Origin of the sequence: Actinophytocola sp. (assembly GCF_035634895.1) — a bacterium.
In the GTDB taxonomy this organism is placed as follows: domain Bacteria; phylum Actinomycetota; class Actinomycetes; order Mycobacteriales; family Pseudonocardiaceae; genus Actinophytocola.
Genome location: NZ_DASQCC010000140.1, coordinates 21,364 through 38,952, shown reverse-complemented (window position 1 = coordinate 38,952; position 17,589 = coordinate 21,364). Strand labels below are relative to the sequence as shown.

19 protein-coding genes are annotated in these 17,589 nt (G+C 71.7%); 4 read left to right on the top strand and 15 right to left on the bottom strand.

Features of this window, described 5'->3' with window-relative positions; all coding sequences use genetic code 11:
• Positions 1-25: 25 nt before the first annotated feature.
• From VET29_RS20580 to VET29_RS20510, 15 genes are all read right to left on the bottom strand, one after another.
• The gene (locus VET29_RS20580; protein ID WP_324922859.1) at positions 26-625 is read right to left on the bottom strand and encodes a TlpA disulfide reductase family protein; all 600 of its coding nucleotides are present in this window, start codon (positions 623-625) and stop codon (positions 26-28) included.
• Entirely contained in the window at positions 622-1,254 is a 633-nt protein-coding gene (locus VET29_RS20575; RefSeq protein WP_324922856.1) for a histidine phosphatase family protein, read from the bottom strand. Before VET29_RS20575 ends, VET29_RS20580 begins: the two co-directional genes overlap by 4 nt.
• Positions 1,251-2,546 carry a glutamate-1-semialdehyde 2,1-aminomutase gene (gene hemL, locus VET29_RS20570; protein WP_324922854.1) on the bottom strand — a complete coding sequence of 432 codons (1,296 nt, stop codon included), beginning with the start codon at positions 2,544-2,546 and terminating at the stop codon, positions 1,251-1,253. Before hemL ends, VET29_RS20575 begins: the two co-directional genes overlap by 4 nt.
• A gap of 18 nt (positions 2,547-2,564) precedes the next feature.
• Positions 2,565-2,879, bottom strand: a complete 315-nt coding sequence (locus VET29_RS20565) for a hypothetical protein (RefSeq protein WP_324922852.1) — start codon at positions 2,877-2,879, stop codon at positions 2,565-2,567.
• An 18-nt stretch (positions 2,880-2,897) separates the two neighbouring features.
• The gene (locus tag VET29_RS20560; protein WP_324922850.1) at positions 2,898-3,389 is read right to left on the bottom strand and encodes a hypothetical protein; all 492 of its coding nucleotides are present in this window, start codon (positions 3,387-3,389) and stop codon (positions 2,898-2,900) included.
• Between the two features lie 5 nt (positions 3,390-3,394).
• Positions 3,395-3,856: a hypothetical protein gene (locus VET29_RS20555; RefSeq protein ID WP_324922848.1), complete on the bottom strand. Its 462-nt coding sequence runs from the start codon at positions 3,854-3,856 to the stop codon at positions 3,395-3,397.
• A gap of 67 nt (positions 3,857-3,923) precedes the next feature.
• On the bottom strand, positions 3,924-4,793 hold the full coding sequence (locus VET29_RS20550) for a hypothetical protein (protein ID WP_324922846.1): 870 nt from the start codon (positions 4,791-4,793) through the stop codon (positions 3,924-3,926).
• Between the two features lie 28 nt (positions 4,794-4,821).
• Positions 4,822-5,793, bottom strand: coding sequence for a porphobilinogen synthase (hemB, locus tag VET29_RS20545; protein WP_324922844.1), 972 nt, complete (start codon positions 5,791-5,793; stop codon positions 4,822-4,824).
• 57 nt (positions 5,794-5,850) lie between these two features.
• Positions 5,851-7,383: a bifunctional uroporphyrinogen-III C-methyltransferase/uroporphyrinogen-III synthase gene (locus VET29_RS20540; RefSeq protein WP_324922842.1), complete on the bottom strand. Its 1,533-nt coding sequence runs from the start codon at positions 7,381-7,383 to the stop codon at positions 5,851-5,853.
• Between the two features lie 21 nt (positions 7,384-7,404).
• Positions 7,405-8,388: a hydroxymethylbilane synthase gene (gene hemC, locus VET29_RS20535; RefSeq protein WP_324922840.1), complete on the bottom strand. Its 984-nt coding sequence runs from the start codon at positions 8,386-8,388 to the stop codon at positions 7,405-7,407.
• Complete coding sequence (locus VET29_RS20530) at positions 8,385-9,818, bottom strand: glutamyl-tRNA reductase (RefSeq protein ID WP_324922838.1); 1,434 nt, start codon at positions 9,816-9,818, stop codon at positions 8,385-8,387. Before VET29_RS20530 ends, hemC begins: the two co-directional genes overlap by 4 nt.
• On the bottom strand, positions 9,815-10,576 hold the full coding sequence (locus VET29_RS20525; protein WP_324922898.1) for a redox-sensing transcriptional repressor Rex: 762 nt from the start codon (positions 10,574-10,576) through the stop codon (positions 9,815-9,817). Before VET29_RS20525 ends, VET29_RS20530 begins: the two co-directional genes overlap by 4 nt.
• Positions 10,577-10,818: 242 nt before the next feature.
• A complete protein-coding gene (locus VET29_RS20520) occupies positions 10,819-12,384 on the bottom strand; it encodes a molybdopterin-dependent oxidoreductase (RefSeq protein WP_324922836.1) in 1,566 nt (521 codons plus the stop codon).
• 183 nt (positions 12,385-12,567) lie between these two features.
• Entirely contained in the window at positions 12,568-12,810 is a 243-nt protein-coding gene (locus VET29_RS20515) for a glutaredoxin family protein (protein WP_324922834.1), read from the bottom strand.
• Positions 12,800-14,329, bottom strand: a complete 1,530-nt coding sequence (locus tag VET29_RS20510) for an AMP-binding protein (protein WP_324922831.1) — start codon at positions 14,327-14,329, stop codon at positions 12,800-12,802. The genes VET29_RS20515 and VET29_RS20510 overlap by 11 nt, the downstream gene beginning before the upstream one ends.
• Before the next feature lie 182 nt (positions 14,330-14,511).
• Here VET29_RS20510 and VET29_RS20505 point away from each other — a divergent pair, with 182 nt between their 5' ends.
• The 4 genes from VET29_RS20505 (at position 14,512) to VET29_RS20490 (ending at position 17,588) form a co-directional block, all read left to right on the top strand.
• Positions 14,512-15,141 (top strand): sigma-70 family RNA polymerase sigma factor, encoded by a 630-nt coding sequence (locus VET29_RS20505; RefSeq protein WP_324922829.1) that lies wholly within the window; start codon positions 14,512-14,514, stop codon positions 15,139-15,141.
• 399 nt (positions 15,142-15,540) lie between these two features.
• Positions 15,541-16,371, top strand: coding sequence for a DUF5667 domain-containing protein (locus VET29_RS20500; RefSeq protein ID WP_324922826.1), 831 nt, complete (start codon positions 15,541-15,543; stop codon positions 16,369-16,371).
• 201 nt (positions 16,372-16,572) lie between these two features.
• On the top strand, positions 16,573-17,460 hold the full coding sequence (locus tag VET29_RS20495) for an HAD-IB family hydrolase (RefSeq protein ID WP_324922823.1): 888 nt from the start codon (positions 16,573-16,575) through the stop codon (positions 17,458-17,460).
• The gene (locus tag VET29_RS20490) at positions 17,457-17,588 is read left to right on the top strand and encodes a hypothetical protein (RefSeq protein ID WP_324922821.1); all 132 of its coding nucleotides are present in this window, start codon (positions 17,457-17,459) and stop codon (positions 17,586-17,588) included. Before VET29_RS20495 ends, VET29_RS20490 begins: the two co-directional genes overlap by 4 nt.
• Position 17,589: the final 1 nt, after the last annotated feature.

The window sequence follows — 17,589 nt, the reverse complement described above, 5'->3', positions numbered from 1 at the left end:
CGGCCCGTTCGAGGCCGGCCAACGGTCACTTCTCGGCCAGTAGCCGGTCCAGCCGCGGGGTCAGGTCGCTCGCCAGCAGGTCACGAAGGTAGACCGCCGCGACGCGGTGCTGCTTGTCCAGCACGATCGTCGACGGGACGGCCGCCCGCGGGTAGCCCTGCAACGCCAGCAGCGCGCGCTGCGGCGGGTCGTAGATGGACGGGTAGGTCAGGCCCGTGTCCCGCATGAAGTCCTCCGGGAAGCTGCGGTCGTCGTCGCGGACGTCGATGCCCAGGACCTGCACACCCTTGTCCTCGTAGGACTCCCACACCTTCTGCAGCTGCGGGGCCTCGACCCGGCACGGCGGGCACCAGGCGCCCCAGATGTTCAGGACCACGACCTTGCCCTCGTAGTCCGAGATCTTCAGCTGCTTGCCCTGCTCCATCAGGCTCTCACCCTGGATGTCGGGGATCTTCTTGCGCTCGTCGCCGTCGTAGGGGATGTCGGTCCTGCCGCCGGGGCTCACGAAGTTGAACTCCGTGCCGTTCTCGACCGCGTCCGCGCCGGTCGAGCAGCCGGCCGCGAGGAGTGCCGCGGCCAGCAACAGAGCCGCTGTCCCCAGCACCCGGCGATGCGCTCCGCTCATGCCCCGGTCACCTTCGGGCTGGTCGCGCCGGCCGGCTCGGCGTACCGGATCGAGACCAGGCTCTCGTCCTCGAACAGCAGGCTGGTCAGCGAGGCCAGCGAGCACTGGCGCCGGCGCGGGTCATGCCACAGGCGCCGGCCCTCCAGGAACCGCCGCACCGTCCAGATCGGCAGCTGGTGGGACACGCACACGGCCTCGTGCCCTTCCGCCGCGGCCCGCGCGCGGTACACGGCGCCCAGCATGCGGCGCGCGATCGCCAGGTACGGCTCGCCCCAGGACGGCGTGAACGGGTTGTACAGCTTCGGCCAGTGCTTCGGTGAGCGCAGTGCGCCGTCGCCGATGGACACCCGCTGGCCCTCGAACGCGTTGCCGGCCTCGATGAGCTGGCCGTCCGTGGCGAGGGCCAGCCGGTGGGAGTCGACGATCGGGGCCGCGGTCTCCTGCGCGCGCTGCAGCGGGGACGCGACGACGTGCACGATGTCGTTGCCCGCCAACTGTTCCGCCACGATCAACGCCTGCCGCTGGCCCAGCTCGGACAGCTTGAAGCCGTCGAGCCGGCCGTACAGGATGCCGTCCGGGTTGTGTACCTCGCCATGCCGCAGCAGGTGCACGATCGTCCTGGTGCTCACTTCTCCCCCTCAGCCGCCGCGGCCGCCGCGGCGGGCAGTGCGGCGGCGATGATCTCGAAGGTCTCGTCGGTCATCGCCGCGTTGACGAACCACGCCTCGAACGCGCTGGGTGGCGCGTACACGCCCCCGTCGAGCAGTGCGTGGAAGAACGCCGGGAACCGGCCGGTGGCCGTCGCCCTGACCTCGGCGAAGTTCCGCACCGGCGTCTCGGTGAAGAACACGCTCAGCAGGTTGCCCGCGAACTGGACCCGGTGCGGCACACCGGCTTCGCTCAGCGCGGTGCCCAGCAGGGCGCCGAGGCGGGTCGCGTTGGCGTTGAGCCTCATGTACGTCCCGGGCTTCGCCTCCCGCAGCGAGGCCAGGCCCGCCGCCACCGCGACGGGGTTCCCGGACAGCGTGCCCGCCTGGTAGACCGGGCCGGCCGGGGCGAGCAGCGCCATGACGTCCGCGCGGCCGCCGAACGCCGCGGCGGGCAGCCCGCCGGACATGACCTTGCCGAACGTGTACAGGTCGCCGGCCACCGTGTCGATGCCGTGCCAGCCGGCCTCGGTCACGCGGAAGCCGGTCATGACCTCGTCCATGACCAGCAGGGCGCCGTGCTCGGCGGTCAGCGCACGCAGGCCCTCGTTGAAGCCGGGTTCCGGCGGGACCGCGCCCATGTTGCCGGCCGCGGCCTCGGTGATCACCGCGGCGATCTCCGTGCCGTGCTCGGTGAACGCGGCCCGTACCGCGTCGAGGTCGTTGTACGGCAGGACGATCGTGTCCCCGGCCTGCGCGCCGGTGACGCCCGGCGAGTTGGGGAGCGCGAAGGTCGCGACCCCCGAGCCGGCCTCGGCGAGCAGCGCGTCGACGTGACCGTGGTAACAGCCGGCGAACTTGACGATCTTGGCCCGGCCGGTGAAGCCGCGGGCGAGCCGGATGGCGCTCATCGTGGCCTCGGTGCCGGAGTTGACCAGCCGCACCCGCTGGACGGGATCGACGCGGCGGACGATCTCCTCGGCGAGGTCGATCTCGGCCTCGGTCGGCGTGCCGAACGAGAGACCGCTCGTCGCGGCGGCGCGGACCGCGTCGACGATCGGGGGGTGCGCGTGCCCGTGGATCATCGGGCCCCAGGAGCTGACGAGATCCACGTACCGGTTGCCGTCCGCGTCCCACAGGAAGGGTCCTTCGCCGCGGACCATGAACCTCGGGGTGCCGCCGACCGCCTGGAACGCGCGGACCGGGGAGTTCACCCCGCCGGGGGTCACCGACTGAGCACGCTTGAAGAGAGCCCGAGACTGTTCGGTCGTCACCCAACCAGTCTTACACCGCTACCTTTCGCGCCTCGGCCGGGCACGGACGGCGAGAATCGCCTGGCGCAGCGCGTCGACGACCAGGAGCGCGGCGACCGTGCCGAGCAGGATCGCGAGCGCCATCCAGCTGCCGACCCAGCGTGTCGACTCGAGCGTGATGTCGTTCGGGTAGTGCTCGACGATCTTCGCGACGCCGAGCGGCCACACGTCGAACGCGAACCAGACGGCGACCGCGGCGACCACCAGCTCACCGGCCGCGACGAACGCCCGGACGGGCTTGTGCAGCCGGCCCGGCTCGGTGGGCGGCGGGGCGACGAGCTCATCGGTGGCCACGGTCACGTATCCACTTTCTCACGGTCGCCGCGTGGAGCGCAGCCGGCGCTCCTTGTACTCGGCGAAGTACTTCGAGGACTCGGGACGGAACATGTAGATCACCGCGGTGACACCGAAGGCGACCTCGGCGAGGCTCCACATCAGGCTCAGCTCCGCGCCGCTGCTGGCGATCGCGGTGAGGAAGCTCCAGACGCCGAACACGGTGTAGATCGTGATCACGATCCGCGCCCAGTTCCTGCCGGCCCGCATCTTGACGGCGAACAGCACGAACAGCCCGGCGAAGATCGCGATGCTGAGGCCGAGGATGACCTGCATGGCGCCGACCATCGCGCTCGGGTCGAGCCGCTGGTCGGGCGGCATGCTGTCGATGGTCTCGGTGACCCACCTGGTCAGCAGTGCCTTGTCGAGCAGGACGGTGACGACCGTGCCGATGGCGCTCACGACCACGCTGGCGAGCACCGCCTGGAACGCCGAGTCAACGGCCTTGGGCCTGACGATTGGCTCGTCCATGGTGCCTATTCTTCCTCTGCTTCTTCCTCTGCTTCTTTCTCTACGAGGCGGGTCAGCGCGTCCTTGAGGGCTTCGCCGTCGCGGGCCCAGGCCAGGGCGACCGTGCCGTCGCCCAGACGGACGGGTACCTCGATGGTCTTGCGCGGCGCGGTCCAGCCGCCGCCGAGGATCCGCGCGCCCGGCGCCGCCCCGACGTCGGTGACCTTGGTGATGGACTCGGTGTCGATCGTCTCGCGGCCCTGCGTCAGCCGGCTCGGCGTGAGCTCCACCCGGTAGACCTTGCGGCGGGCGTTCACCCACAGCGACGCGACCCCGAACAGCACGATGCCGACGACCAGCCACGGGACGGTGTGCACCGGACCGGTGAGCGCCTCGAGCCCGGCGCCGACGGCCGCGAACGCGGGTCCCCAGAGCAGCGGCCACCAGGTGGACCCCGGTTCCGTGTAGAGGACCCGCTCGTAGCTCACGACGTCCCCTCGCGGCCTCGGTGACGTTCGCCGGCGGTGTTCCTGATGTTCGCTTCGCAGGCTCCGCTCACCGTAGTTCGCGCGGCGGGAAGTAGGCGCGCGAGGACGGCGCCCAGAGCAGTCCCAGGCCGACGAAGCCGAACAAGGCGCTCAGGATGCCGAGCTGCGTGCCGTTCAGGAACACGTGGAAGATCACGAGGATGGCGGCGAAGATCGTGACCAGCGTTCTGCCGCGGCGGGCCCCCTCGGTGGCCTTGTAGCCGAACAGGGCGAGGAAGATCGTGAACGCGAGCGCCGCGATGGTCACGATCCACAGGATCTGGTTGACCGCGCCGGCGAGCTGCTCCGGGGTGATCTTCGGATCCTTGTTGGCCTTGACCTGCGCGTCGATGATCTGCTGCTTGTAGAACAGGGACAGGACCATGCTCCCCAGCCAGACGAGCCCGGCGGCGGTGAAGAAGTAGAACGAGAAGCGCAGCATGCGCGGGGGCGGTTCCTCGAAGCGACGCTTCGCCTGGGCGCGGAGGACTTCGGCGTTCGGTGGCAGCGGGGCCTTTTCGAGTTCCGCCATGAGCGGCTCGGGCTCCTCGTCGGCCGCGGCGGCCCTGGCCCGCGTCTTGGGGACACGCTTGGCCGCGGCGGGCTCCGGTTCGGCGGGCTCGGCGCCGGCTGGCTCGGCCGTCGCTCCCGTGCCGTCCTCCGCCGTCGCATCGCTGGAACCGGAATTGTCGGTGCTCTCCGGTAGCGTGGAATTCGGGGGGCCCCCCGGCGCGCGAGTGGGACTTTCGTGCGAGGAGGGGGGCGCCGAGGCCGGGTCCTCGGCCGGTGTGGTGGGTAACTCGGGGGTGCCGTCAGCCGCTTCCGTGCCGGCCACGGTCGGCTCGGGAGCCTCGTCGGCCGTGGGCTCTGCTGGATCCGAATTGCCTGGCTTCGTCACGGCCGCAGGTTACCTTTGCCTTTTCGCCTTATCGCAGCCAGGCCGCTGCCTCGGCGGCCCAGTAGGTCAGCACGATGTCCGCGCCGGCCCGCCTGATCGCGGTCAGTGACTCCAGGATCGCCGTCCGGCGGTCGCACCAGCCGCCGGCCGCGGCGGCCTCGATCATCGCGAACTCGCCGGAGATCTGGTATGCCGCGACCGGCACGTCCGAGATCTCCGCCACCGCGTGCAGCACGTCCAGGTACAGCATGGCCGGCTTCACCATGACCATGTCCGCGCCCTCGTCGAGGTCGAGCCGGACCTCGCGGAGTGCCTCACGCAGGTTGGCCGGGTCCTGCTGGTAGGTCCGCCGGTCACCCTGCAGCGACGACTCCATCGCGTCGCGGAACGGGCCGTAGAACGCCGACGCGTACTTCGCCGAGTAGGCCAGGACGCCGGTGTCGGTGAAACCGGCCTCGTCCAGCGCGGCGCGGACGGCGGCCACCTGGCCGTCCATCATGCCGCTCGGGCCGAGCAGGTGCGCGCCCGCTTCCGCCTGCGCGACCGCCATGCGGCCGTAGACCTCCAGGGTCGCGTCGTTGTCGACGCGGCCGTCGGGGGAAAGCACGCCGCAGTGGCCGTGGTCGGTGAACTCGTCAAGGCACAGGTCGGACATGAGCACGGTGTCGTCGCCGAGCTCGGCCCGCAGGTCGCGCAGCGCGGTGTTCAGGATGCCGTCCGGGTCGACGCCGCCGGAGCCGACCGCGTCCTTGTGCAGCGGCACGCCGAACAGCATCAGTCCGCCGACCCCCGCCTCGACCGCCTCGACGGCGGCCTTCCGCAGGCTCTCGCGGGTGTGCTGGACGACGCCGGGCATCGTCGCGATCGGGGAGGGCTCGGTCGCGCCCTCCTTGACGAACATCGGCAGCACCAGCTGGCCGGGCCGCACGGTCGTCTCGGCCGTGAGCCGGCGCATGGCGGGCGTGGTCCGCAGCCGCCGGGGCCTCTGTGCAGGAAACATGGACAGCTCTCCCAGATGCCAGAAGGACCCCTCCGTGAAGGGGTCCTCCATGGCGTGTCAGCGGCGGGCGCGCTTGGTCTTGCGCGGCGGAGGCAGTGCGCCCTCGGCCCGCAGGCGGGCGGCATGCTCGGCCAGCGCGTCGACCAGCGCCGCCACCTGCGCGATCTCGGGCTGCACGTCCACCCGCAGGCCGAACTCCCGCGCGGTCTCCGCGGTCTTCGGGCCGATGCAGGCGACGAGCGTGCGCGTGTGCGGCTTGCCGGCGATGCCGACCAGGTTCCGCACGGTGGACGACGAGGTGAAGCACACCGCGTCGAAGCCACCCGTCTTGATCATCTCGCGGGTCTCGGCGGGCGGCGGCGCGGCACGCACCGTGCGGTACGCGGTCACGTCGTCGATCTCCCAACCGCGGTCGCGCAGACCGGCGGCCAGCGTCTCCGTGGCGATGTCGGCCCTCGGCAGCAGCACGCGGTCCACCGGGTCGAGGATGTCGTCGTACGGCGGGAACTCGTCGAGCAGGCCCTCGGACGACTGCTCGCCTGAGGGCACCAGCTCGGGGATGATCCCGAAGCCGCGCACCTTCTCCGCGGTGGCCTCGCCGACGCAGGCGATCTTCACGCCGGAGAACGCCCTGGCGTCGAGCCCGAACTCCTCGAACTTCTCCCACACCGCGCGCACGGCGTTGGTCGAGGTGAACACCAGCCACTGGTAGCGGCCGTCCACCAGGCCCTTCACCGAACGCTCCATCTGCGCGGGGCTGCGCGGCGGCTCGACGGAGATCGTCGGGACCTCGGACGGGATGGCGCCGTGCAGCCGCAGCCGCTCGCTCATCTCGCCGGCCTGGTCCTTGGTGCGCGGGACGAGCACGCGCCACCCGTACAGGGCACGCGACTCCCACCACGACAGCTTGGTCCGCGCGGCGACGGCCTGGCCGACGGTGACGACCAGGTTGCCGCCGATCTCGCCGGCGTCGGCCGCGAGGGTGGCGAGCGTGGCGTCGAGCGTGCGCTGGCCAGCGCCGGTGCCGTCCGCCGTCACCGCGACCGGGGTCTGCGGCGCCAGGCCGTGCTCGACGAGCGCGGAGGCGGCCTCGGCGAGGTGGCTGGACGACGCGAGCAGCACGATCGGGCCCGGTGTCTTGGCGAGGCCCGCCCAGTCGACGTCACCGCGGACGTCGACCTCGGTGTGCGTGCCGCCGAGCGCGATGCCGGCGTAGGCGGGCACGGCGGTCGCGGCCGGCACACCCGGCACGACGTCGAACACCGCGGCGGTCCTGGCCACCGCCTGCGCCTCGGCGACGAGCCCGGAGTGGGTTAACGGGTCCCCGGAGACGAGGCGCACGACGACGCGGCCGGCCTTGGACTCGGTGACGAGGTCCTTCGCGACGTCGGCCGGTTCGCCGACGGCGGGACGGATCTCGGCACCGGCGTCCGCCAGCGCGAGCACGCCGGACGGCACGTCCGGATCGATCACCAGGAGCTCCGCGCGCTGGATGAGCTCCTGCGCACGAACGGTGAGAAGCCCGGCATCGCCGGGCCCCGAGCCCACGAACGCGATGCGCCCTGAGGACTTTCGGGACTGGGTGGTCATTTCTCGGCCACTTCCTCTTAATTACCTGTTGTGCTCAGCGTCGTTGTTGCTGGTGGTCAGCAGCCCCGCACCGAGCTCGAGCAGCTCCGCGGCCAACGCACGCCCGAGCTGCTCACCTTCTGTCAGGTCACCGGTGGCCGACGCCCGGATCAGCTCGACGGCGGGCCCCTCGGCCGCGCTGCCGGGTATCCAGTTGGCGGCCGCGACCCCGCGCAGCGACAGGCGATACACGATCCTGTCGTCCGCGTCGAAGTCCTCGACCACGTCGGCCAGTGCGCCGACCGGGGCCTGGCAGCCGGCCTCGAGCGCGGCCAGCAGGGCCCGCTCCGTGCCGACCGCGGCCCTGGTGGCTGCGTCGTCTACCACGGACTGGAGAAGATGCTCCGTGTCCATGTCGTCGACCCGGCACTCCACGGCCAGCGCACCCTGCGCCGGCGCGGGCAGCACCTGGATCGGGTCGAGCACCTCGGTGATCACCTCGAGCCTGCCCAGCCTGGCCAGGCCGGCTCGCGCGAGCACCACGGCGTCCAGCTCGCCGCTCTCCACCTTGCGGAGCCTGGTGTCGACGTTGCCCCTGATGGGCACGATCGAAAGCCCCAGGCCGAGCGCCTGGATCTGAGCCGCCCGCCGGGGCGACCCCGTGCCGACCCGCGAGCCCGCCGGCAGCTCACCGAGGGTGAGGTTGTCACGGGCGATGAGCGCGTCCCTCGGGTCCTCCCGCGGCGGCACGGCCGCGAGGGAGAGCCGGGGGTCGGGTGCGGTCGGCAGGTCCTTGTAGGAGTGGACGGCGATGTCGACCATCCCGTCGGCGAGCGCGTCCCGCAACGCGGAGGTGAACACGCCGATCCCGATCTCCGGGATGGGCGCGGACGACTTGTCGCCGGGGGTCATGACGGTGATCAGCTCCGTCGTCGCGCCGGCCGCCTCGAGCCGCGCGGCGACGATCCCGCTCTGGGCGAGCGCCAGCGCGCTGCCCCTCGTACCGATCCGGATGGCACGGCTCACCGAGACTCACCATCCACGAATGGGACTTTCGCTCGGGTTCCCACCGCGAAGTTGTCCACAACCCCGCTTTCCGCCCCGGAACCGTCGGTCCCACCCGATAGCGTGGAAACCGGGGGGGCCCCCGGCGCGCGAGTGGGACTTTCGTGCGAGGGGGCGGCGATCGCGGCCGGTGCGGTCGGGGTGAGCTGGAACAGCTCGCGCAACGCCTCCGCGTACTCCACGCCGTTCGGGCCGGACGCCAGCTCCTTCACGCGGACGGTCGGGGTGTGCAGCAGCTTGTCCACCACGCGCCGTACGGTCTGCGCCACCTCGGCGCGGGCCGCCGGCTCCAGGTCCAGCCGCGAGCTCAGGCGCAGCAGCTCCGAGTCCACCACCTCGGCCGCCCGCCGGCGCAGGGCGGTCACCGTCGGCGTGACCTCCGCCGAGCGCTGTGTGGCCAGGTACCCGTTGACCTCGTCGCGGACGATCTTGGCCGCGCGGCGGGTGTCGAGGCCGCTCGGCGACTCGGCCAGCCGCCGCTGGAGGCTCTCCAGGTCGACGATCGTGACGCCGCGTACGAGGGCCACGTCGCCAGCCACGTCGCGCGGCAGTCCCAGGTCGCAGACGACCAGCGGACGGTCCCGCTCGGCGATCATGGTCGCGTCGACCACCGTCGCGGTCGCGCCCGTGCAGGAGATCACCACGTCCGCGGCGGCGATGTGGGTGGCCAGGTCCTCGATGCCGACGGCGAACGCCGGGGTGCCGTGCTCGACCTGCAGCGCCGCCAGGCGGGCGCCGGTCCGCTCGGTGCGGTTCGCGATGACGATCTCGGCGATGCCGGCACGACGAAGCGCGGCAGCGGAGAGGCCGCCCATCGAACCGGCACCGACGATCAACGCGCGGCGGCCGGTCAGGCCGCCCAGCACGGACGCCGCGTCCGCCAGCGCCTCCGACACGACCGAGCCGCCCGCCGCGTCCAGGCCCGTCTCGGCGTGCACCCGCTTGCCGACCCGCAGCGCGCGCTGGAACAGCTCGTGCAGCGTGCGGCCCGCGGTGTGCAGCTCGCGCGCGGTGTTGTAGGCCGTGCGGACCTGGCCGAGGATCTGGGACTCGCCAACGACCATCGAGTCGAGGCCCGCGCTCACGCCGAACAGGTGCTCGGCGGCCGCGGCCGCGTAGTGCACGTACAGGTGCTCGTACAGCTCGGCCTCGTCGAGGCCGGAGTGCCGGCCGAGCACACCGACGACGTCCGATAGCCCCGCGTGGAAGGCCTGCACGACCGTGTAGACCTCGACCCGGTTGCACGTCGTGACCAGTGCGGCCTCCACGACGTTCTCGCACCGCATCAGCTCGTCGAGTACCTTGCCGGCCTCACCGGCCGGCACCGTGGCGCGTTCGAGCACTCGCAGGTCCGCGGACCTGTGCGAGACGCCTACCGCCAGGACACTCATCTTCTGACCACCGCCCCGTTGTCGACAGCGTGGCGCGGCGTTCCGTTCACCCGGCCACTGTTCCGTGGCTGCGGCGCGGTCTCCCCGGTCGGCGCACTGTCCGCGCGCCTGGCCTGGTGGAACGACAGGATCTGTAGTTCCACCGCGAGATCGACCTTGCGGACCTCGACCGTCTCCGGCACCTGGAGCACCACCGGAGCGAAGTTCAGGATGCACTCCACCCCGGCCGCCACCAGCCGGTCGCACACCGTCTGCGCGGCGGCCGGCGGCGTGGCGATGACACCGATGGTGATCTCCCTGGCCCTGCACACCGGCAAGATGTCGTCGATGTGGTGCACCGGGATCCCACCGACGGGCACGCCCATCAGGTCGGGGTCGACGTCGAAGAGTGCGGTCACCGGAAAGCCTCTGCCAGGAAACCCGCCGTAGTTGGCGAGCGCATGTCCGAGGTTACCGATCCCCACCACTGCCACGCTCTGTTCACGCGTGAGGCCGAGTACTCGTTCAATCTGATCGATGAGCACCTCGACCTCGTAACCAACACCACGCGTGCCGTACGTGCCGATGTAGGAGAGGTCCTTGCGGAGCTTCGCCGAGTTGACGCCGGCCGCGACCGACAGCTCCTCGCTGGACACCGTGCCGATGCCCTGCTCCTTCATCCCGGACAGCACCCGCAGGTAGACGGCGAGGCGCGCGACGGCGGCCTCGGGGATGGCCCGCGGGGAGAGCGCGCCCTGACCGTTGGTCAGTGGCGGCATGGGGGCGGTGACCTCCGCGGCGTTCTCCGCGGGCGCTACTGGCCTTCTACCGTTCGAGCCGGACTGGCCACGCTGCGCCACGCTGATGCTCCTCGAAAGACTCGCCCCTGGGAATGTTCATACGGTAGCCGCTTGTGAACGCAGGCACAAAGTCGCCGGCCAGAGCCGGTTTTCAACGCGCTGCTGCCAACAGATTTAGCAGGCGCCTCTGGATGTCATCTAGTGCCCTAGGGGGTTCCGCGCTAGCCGGCGGTCACCTCGATCGTGTGCCAGCCGGTCGCGCCGTTGGGCACGGGGTCGGCCAGCGCCTCGGTCTGGGTGTAGCCGGACTTGTCGGTGGCCCGGACCTGGATGCGGTGGCTGCCGGACCGCAGGTTCACCCGCACCCGCCACATCCGCCAGGTGTCGAGGCCGACCTCGGTGCTCAGCTCGGCCTGGTGCCACTCGTCCGCGCCGTTGTCGCTGACCCGGACCTCGACGCTCCTGATGCCGATGGTCTGCGCCCACGCGACGCCGGCGATGGTGGTGCGGCCCGTCGGCAGGTCCGCGCCGTCCTGGGGGTTGTCGATGCGGGACTCGGTCTTGATGGGGCCCTTCGCGGACCAGCCGCGCGGGATCCAGTAGGCCTGCTTGTCCTGGAACGTCGTCAGCTCCATGTCGGCCACCCACTTGGTGGCGGAGACGTAGCCGTACAGACCGGGGACCACCATGCGGGCCGGGAAGCCGTGCTCCTGCGGCAGCGGCTCGCCGTTCATGCCGATGGCGAGCATGGCGCCGCGGTTGGGGTCGAGCAGCGCGTCGACCGGGGTGCCGGCGGTGAAGCCGTCCACGCTGGTGGAGAACAGCTGGTCGGCGCCCGGTTTGACGCCGGCCTCCATGAGCAGGTCGCGGAGCGGGACGCCGATCCAGTTGGCGGTGGAGATGAGGCCGCCGCCGACCTCGTTGGACACGCAGGTGAGCGTGACGGGCCGCTCGATGAGGGCACGGCCGCGGATCTCTTCGAACGTGAACTCGACGGGCTTGTCGACGAGGCCGTGGACGCGCAGCCGCCAGTCCTGGGCGGAGACGCGGGGCAGCGTGAGGGCCGTGTCGATGCGGTAGAAGTCGCGGTTGCTGGTGATGAACCGGGCGCTGCCGCTGCCGGCGAAGTCGGCGCCGGCCGGGAGCTTCGGCGCGGGGCTCGCGATCCTGAGCCGGCCGACCTCGGCACGGGACTGCTCGACGTCGACCCGGTTGCCGGCGAGCTGTCCGATGACACCCGCGGCGCCCGCGCCGATGAGGACGCCAGCCCCGGTGCGCAGGAACCGGCGGCGGCCCTCGCGGTCGAGCTCGGCGGGCCAGGCCCGCGCGTGCAGCCAGCTGAAGGTGAGCAGGCCGGCGACGATGCTGACGGCCGGCGCGACGATGCCGAGCTGCCCGAGGTCGGGACGGCTGAGCACGGCGACGAACCCGACGACGCCCTGGCCGCCCGCGATGATCAGCCCGGGGGTCGGTCGCGTTCGCGAGAGGAGCCCGGCGAGCACGGTGACGCCGAGGATGACGACCGTGACGCCGATGAAGAGGACGGTCTTGTCGGCCGTGCCGAAGGTGTTCTTGGCCCACTCGACGACCGGGTGGGGCGAGCTGTCCCGCACCCAGTTCTCGACCGCGACGAACGGCGAGGCCGACGGCCCGACGAACGCGGAGACGAGGTGGCCGGCGCCGAGGGCGGCGATGAGGGAGACGAGCGCGACGGCGATCGCCCGGGTCCGCGGTAGCCGCCCGGGTGGGGCGGCGGGCGTGCCAGCGGCACGCGTGTCGAGTTGCACACCTCTACGTTCGGCGCGGAGGGCCGTTCGGTTCAACCCAATCTCGATTACGGACTTCTTACCCCACCCTTTCGTGAGGTGCGCCGAACGCGTCGGTGACTCCCCGATGACGAAGGTGGCCCCCGAGGCGGCTCCGCCACCGCGAGCGAGCACGACGCGCGGCAGAAGCCTGCCGGTGCCGGGTCAGCGGGCCAGTGCCGCCCGGAGGCGGGGCTCCTCGACGCGCCAGTAGCCGTGTTCCTCGCCGTCGATCAGGATCACCGGGACCCGTTCGCCGTACTCGGCACGCAGCTCGGGGTCCGCGTCGACGTCCATGGTCTCCCACGGCACCGCCAGCTCCACGCAGATGCGCTCGACCTCGGCCTCCGCCACCTCGCACAGGTGGCAGCCCTGCCTCGTCACCACGGTCACCACGTCAGCCGCCACCCCTCAACGCCGCCCGCCGGACCTTGCCCGTCGCCGAGTGGGGTAACTCGTCGGCGAAGCGCACGGTCCTCGGCACCTTGAACCGGGCGAGCCGCTCGGCGCAGTGCTCGCGGACCTCGTCCTCGCTCAGCGCCGCACCCTCCCGCAACACCACGACCGCGACGACCTGCTCGCCGGTCCGCTCGTCCGGCACGCCGACCGCGGCCGACTCGAGGACGTCCGGCAGCTCGTCGATGACCCGCTCCACCTCGTTGGGGTACACGTTGAAGCCGTTCACGATGATCAGGTCGTTGGCGCGGTCGACCAGCCGCAGGTCGCCGTCCGCGTCCAGGTAGCCGACGTCGCCGGTGCGGAACCAGCCATCCTCGTCCGGACCGCCCGCGCCGTCGGGCCAGTAGCCGCTGAACAGGTTCGGCCCGCGGGCGGCCACGCGGCCGGTCTCGGGCTCGTCCTCGTCGAACCAGCCCTCCTCGTCCGGGTCGGCCGAGCCGCCCTCGCTGTCCACGATCCGCAGCTCCACGTCCGGCAGCGGGCGGCCGACCGAGCCTGCCTTCGCGACGCCGCTGACCAGGGTGGACGTCAGCACCGGGCCCGTCTCGGTGAGGCCGTAGCCCTCGAACACGGGCAGGCCCGTGGCCTGCTCGACCGCCGACAGCACGGCCGGCGACAGGGGCGCGGCGCCGGAGGTCAGGAGCCGGACAGACGCCAGGCCCTGGGCGAGCCGCTCGGGATCGGCGGCCGTCAGCGCCTGGTACATGGCCGGCACGCCGACCAACGCGGTCACCTGGTGCTCCGCGCACACGGACAGCGCGCGCTCGGTGCCGAAGGTCTCCATCAGCACGGCCGTGGCGCCCGCGGAGGTGACCTGCAACAGGCCGGGACCGAGCCCGTAGGCGTGGAACAGGGGCACGACCAGCAGGACGCGGTCGGTCGACGTGACCGGCGGCGGATCGAGCTGGGCGCACTGGCGGACGTTCGACAGCAGGGCGCGGTGGGACAGCATCACTCCGCGCGGCACGCCGGCCGTGCCGGAGGTGTAGCAGAGGACCGCGATGTCCTCGCCGCCCGCCGTCGCCTCGCGTGGCTCGCCGGTCGCGGCCAGGTCGGGCGCGTCGATGGTTTCCGAACCACCGCCAGTGCCACCGCCAGCGCCACCGCCAGTGCCACCGCCACCGCCACCGCCACCGCCACCGACCACGAGCTTCGCGCCGCTGTGCTCGATGAGTCGCGGCAGCTCGGGGGAGGTCGCCGCGGCCGGCACCGCGATGCCGCCGGCCCGCAGCACGGCGAACAGCGCCACGCAGAACGCCGGCCCGTTGGGAAGCGTGATCGCCACCCGGTCCCCGGTTTCCAGCCCGGCCTCGGCGAGTCTCGCCGCGTAGGCGTCGACGGCATGGTTGGTTCGTGACCAGGTGAGTGTGTGACCGGTGGCCGCGTCCACCAGGGCTGGGTGGTCCGGGATTCGTCCGGCCGCATCGGCGACCAGGTCGGCAACGTTGCCGGTCAGCGCGTCGACCATGGAAAGCCCTTCGTTAGGCGCAACTTTCCGGCAGTGTGGCACGACTCACTTACGTCATGGTTGTCCGCCTACCGAGTCTTCTCAGTAGGCGAACCTACCTACTATCGAGTAACTACACGTATGCTGCCAAGGCCGCCGGCTGTGCCCCGTCACCGCCGGTGGGCCAGCCGAGGGAGTCGAGCATGCAAGCCGCAAGCCCAGCTCAGCGGGCTGCGGTGGCGGTTGCCCGAATCCCGCGACAGGAGTCTGCCGTGGAGGCACCCGAGCCCGGTGGATCGTGGGAGCTTGTTCGCGCCGCCCAGGAAGGTGACCGGTCGGCGTTCGCTCTGCTCTACGACAAGTACGTCGACGTGGTGTTCAGATATGTCCTATTCCGGGTCGGGGACCGGGAACTCGCCGAGGACGTCACCAGCGAGACCTTCCTGCGCGCCCTGCGCAGGATCACCTCGGTGACGTATCAGGGCAGGGACGTCGGCGCCTGGTTCGTCACGATTGCCCGAAACCTCGTGTTGGACCATGTGAAGTCCAGCCGTTTCCGCCTGGAGGTGACGACGGCCGAGGTCGATGACTCCGGCCGCGTCGAAGCCGGGCCCGAACAGCAGGTGCTGGCGGGCGCGACGAGGTCCGCGTTGCTGGAGTGCGTGTCGCAGCTGGGCGATGACCAGCGGGAATGCATCGTGCTGCGGTTCCTGCAGGGCCTGTCGGTCGCGGAGACGGCGGTGGTGATGTCACGCAACGAAGGCGCGGTGAAGGCACTGCAGCACCGGGCCGTCCGCCGGTTGGCCCAACTGTTGCCGCCCGACCTTCGCTGAATGCGTAACTTTGCTGGCCGCAGATTCGTTTTTCCAGTCGTGGACGGCGAGAACAGAGGGAAGCACGACCGGCCGGTCGTGCGTGCTCTGCGGTCGCTGGATCCACTGACGGTCCCCACGGCGGTCGAACGTCAGCGGATCCGCGACCGGATCCTGCTCTCCCTGGATGCCGACGAGTCCGGGGAGCCTGTCAGATCCGTCCCGTCGGACACCACCGACTCGCCGGCCGCCTCGCGTTCCCCATCGCGTTCCCCATCGCGTTCCCCGTCGCCTCCGCCTGAGGTCGCGCCGCGGGAGCGGGGCCGGACGGGGCCGGACACGCCACGCGGGCGGTCCCGGCCGGCCGGGACAAGACCGGACGACAAGAGGCGTGGCGCGTTCGCCGGAGCACGCGGCCGGTTGGCGGTCGCGGCGCTGGCGGTGCTCGCGCTGGTCGGGTCGCTGGCCGGGATGAGCGTGCTGCTCTCCCGCGACGCCCTGCCCGGCGACGCCCTGTACGGCATCAAGCGCACGGCCGAGGCCGCCTCGCTCGGGCTGACCTTCGGGGACGAGCCCAAGGCGCTCAAGCACCTGGAGTTCGCGTCGGCGCGGCTCAGCGAGATCGAGACGCTCGCGCGGCGCTACCCCGACCCGGCCGACGCGCCGGTCGGCGGTTACCTCACCGCGCTCACCGACTTCGACAACGACGCCGTCGCCGGCTCCCGGCAGCTGATCGCGCTGGGCACCGGCAGCGACGGGCGACTGCTGGAGTCCCTGCGGGACTGGTCGAAGGCGCAGGCGTCCCGGCTGCGGCAGGTGTCCGCGCAGCTGCCGGAGGCCGCACGCAACCGCCAGCACGCGTCCCGCGCGCTGCTCGACGGGATCACCGAACGGGCGAGTGGCCTGCTGGCCCGCATGGACTGCTACCAGATCACCTCCGGGTCGTACGACGACATCGGCGCGCTCCCCGCGACCGGACCGTGTGAGGTGAAGGACCCCGCGCCCGCGTCGAGCGCCGCGCCGACTGTGCCGGCGCCCCCCGGCGACCCCGGTGCGCCGACCGGCCCGGAGATACCGAGCCCGCCCGTGCCGTCGGCCGAGCCGACGCCGCAGTTGCCGCTCCTGCCGGTCCCCGGCGCGACGGTGTCCGTCCCGGCGCCGACCCGCGACCCGGCCCCGGCCGCCGGCACGACGACGACACCGCCGCTCATCGACCTGCCCTCGCTGCTGCCCGGCCTGGGCATTGGCTGACCACCCCGCGCACCCCACCCGCACGAAAGTCCCTTTCGTGCGGCCCAAGGGGGACCCCCGGTTTCAACGCTACCGGGGAGCACCGACATTCGGCGGTGCGTGGCTGGTGGGCGCTGGTGACGCGAAAACCCGGGCGAGCCTGCTCGCTACGCTGTTGGATGTAGAAGCCGCCTGAACCAACTCGACCGCGGAGGCGATGCCGTGTCCCTGTGGCGTGGCCGTGGGAAGGAGCCCGAGCTGCTCGCCACGATCGCCGGCGAGGCCTCGGCCGAAGCCGCTTTCGTGCTCGAGCACGCCCAGCAGCCGATGGCGCCGGTCGATCTCACCGCGGCCGCCTTCTTCGACGTCGACAACACCATGATGATGGGCGCGTCGATCTTCCACTTCGCGCGCGGCATGGCGGCCAGGAAGTTCTTCACCACCGCCGACCTGACCAGGTTCGCGCTCCAGCAGGTCGCGTTCCGCGTCGGTGGGCGGGAGACGCACGACAACATCCGCAACGCCCGCGAGTCCGGGCTGTCGTTCGTCGCCGGCCACTCGGTGGCCGAGCTGACCACGCTCGGCGAGGAGATCTACGACGAGCTGATGGCCGACAAGATCTGGCCCGGCACCCGCTCCCTCGCCCAGATGCACCTCGACGCCGGCCAGCGGGTCTGGCTCGTCACCGCCACCCCCGTCGACCTCGCCGCGATCATCGCGCGCCGGCTCGGGCTCACCGGCGCGCTCGGCACCGTGCTCGAGAGCGAGGACGGCATCTACACCGGCCGGCTCGTCGGCGAGATGCTGCACGGCCCGGCCAAGGCACACGCGGTCCGCGCGCTCGCCGCCCGGGAGGGCCTCGACCTGCGGCGCTGCACGGCCTACTCGGACTCCGCGAACGACGTCCCCATGCTGTCGGTGGTCGGCACCGCGGTCGCCGTCAACCCGGACGGGACGCTCCGCGAGACCGCGCGCAAGCGCGGCTGGGAGATCAGGGACTTCCGCACCGGCCGGAAGGCGGCGAAGATCGGGGTCCCGTCCGTGCTCGGCGCGGGTGCGGTCGCCGGCGCGGTGGTCGCCGGGCTCGCCTACCGGAAGCGGGGCTCATGACCGGAATACTGATACTGCTGGTCGCGGTCATCTGCCTCGGCATCGGCTTCATCTACGGCCGGCGCAACGGCATCGAGTTCGAGCAGCGACGCCAACTCCGGGACCGCGACCCCGACTGGCCCCTCTAGC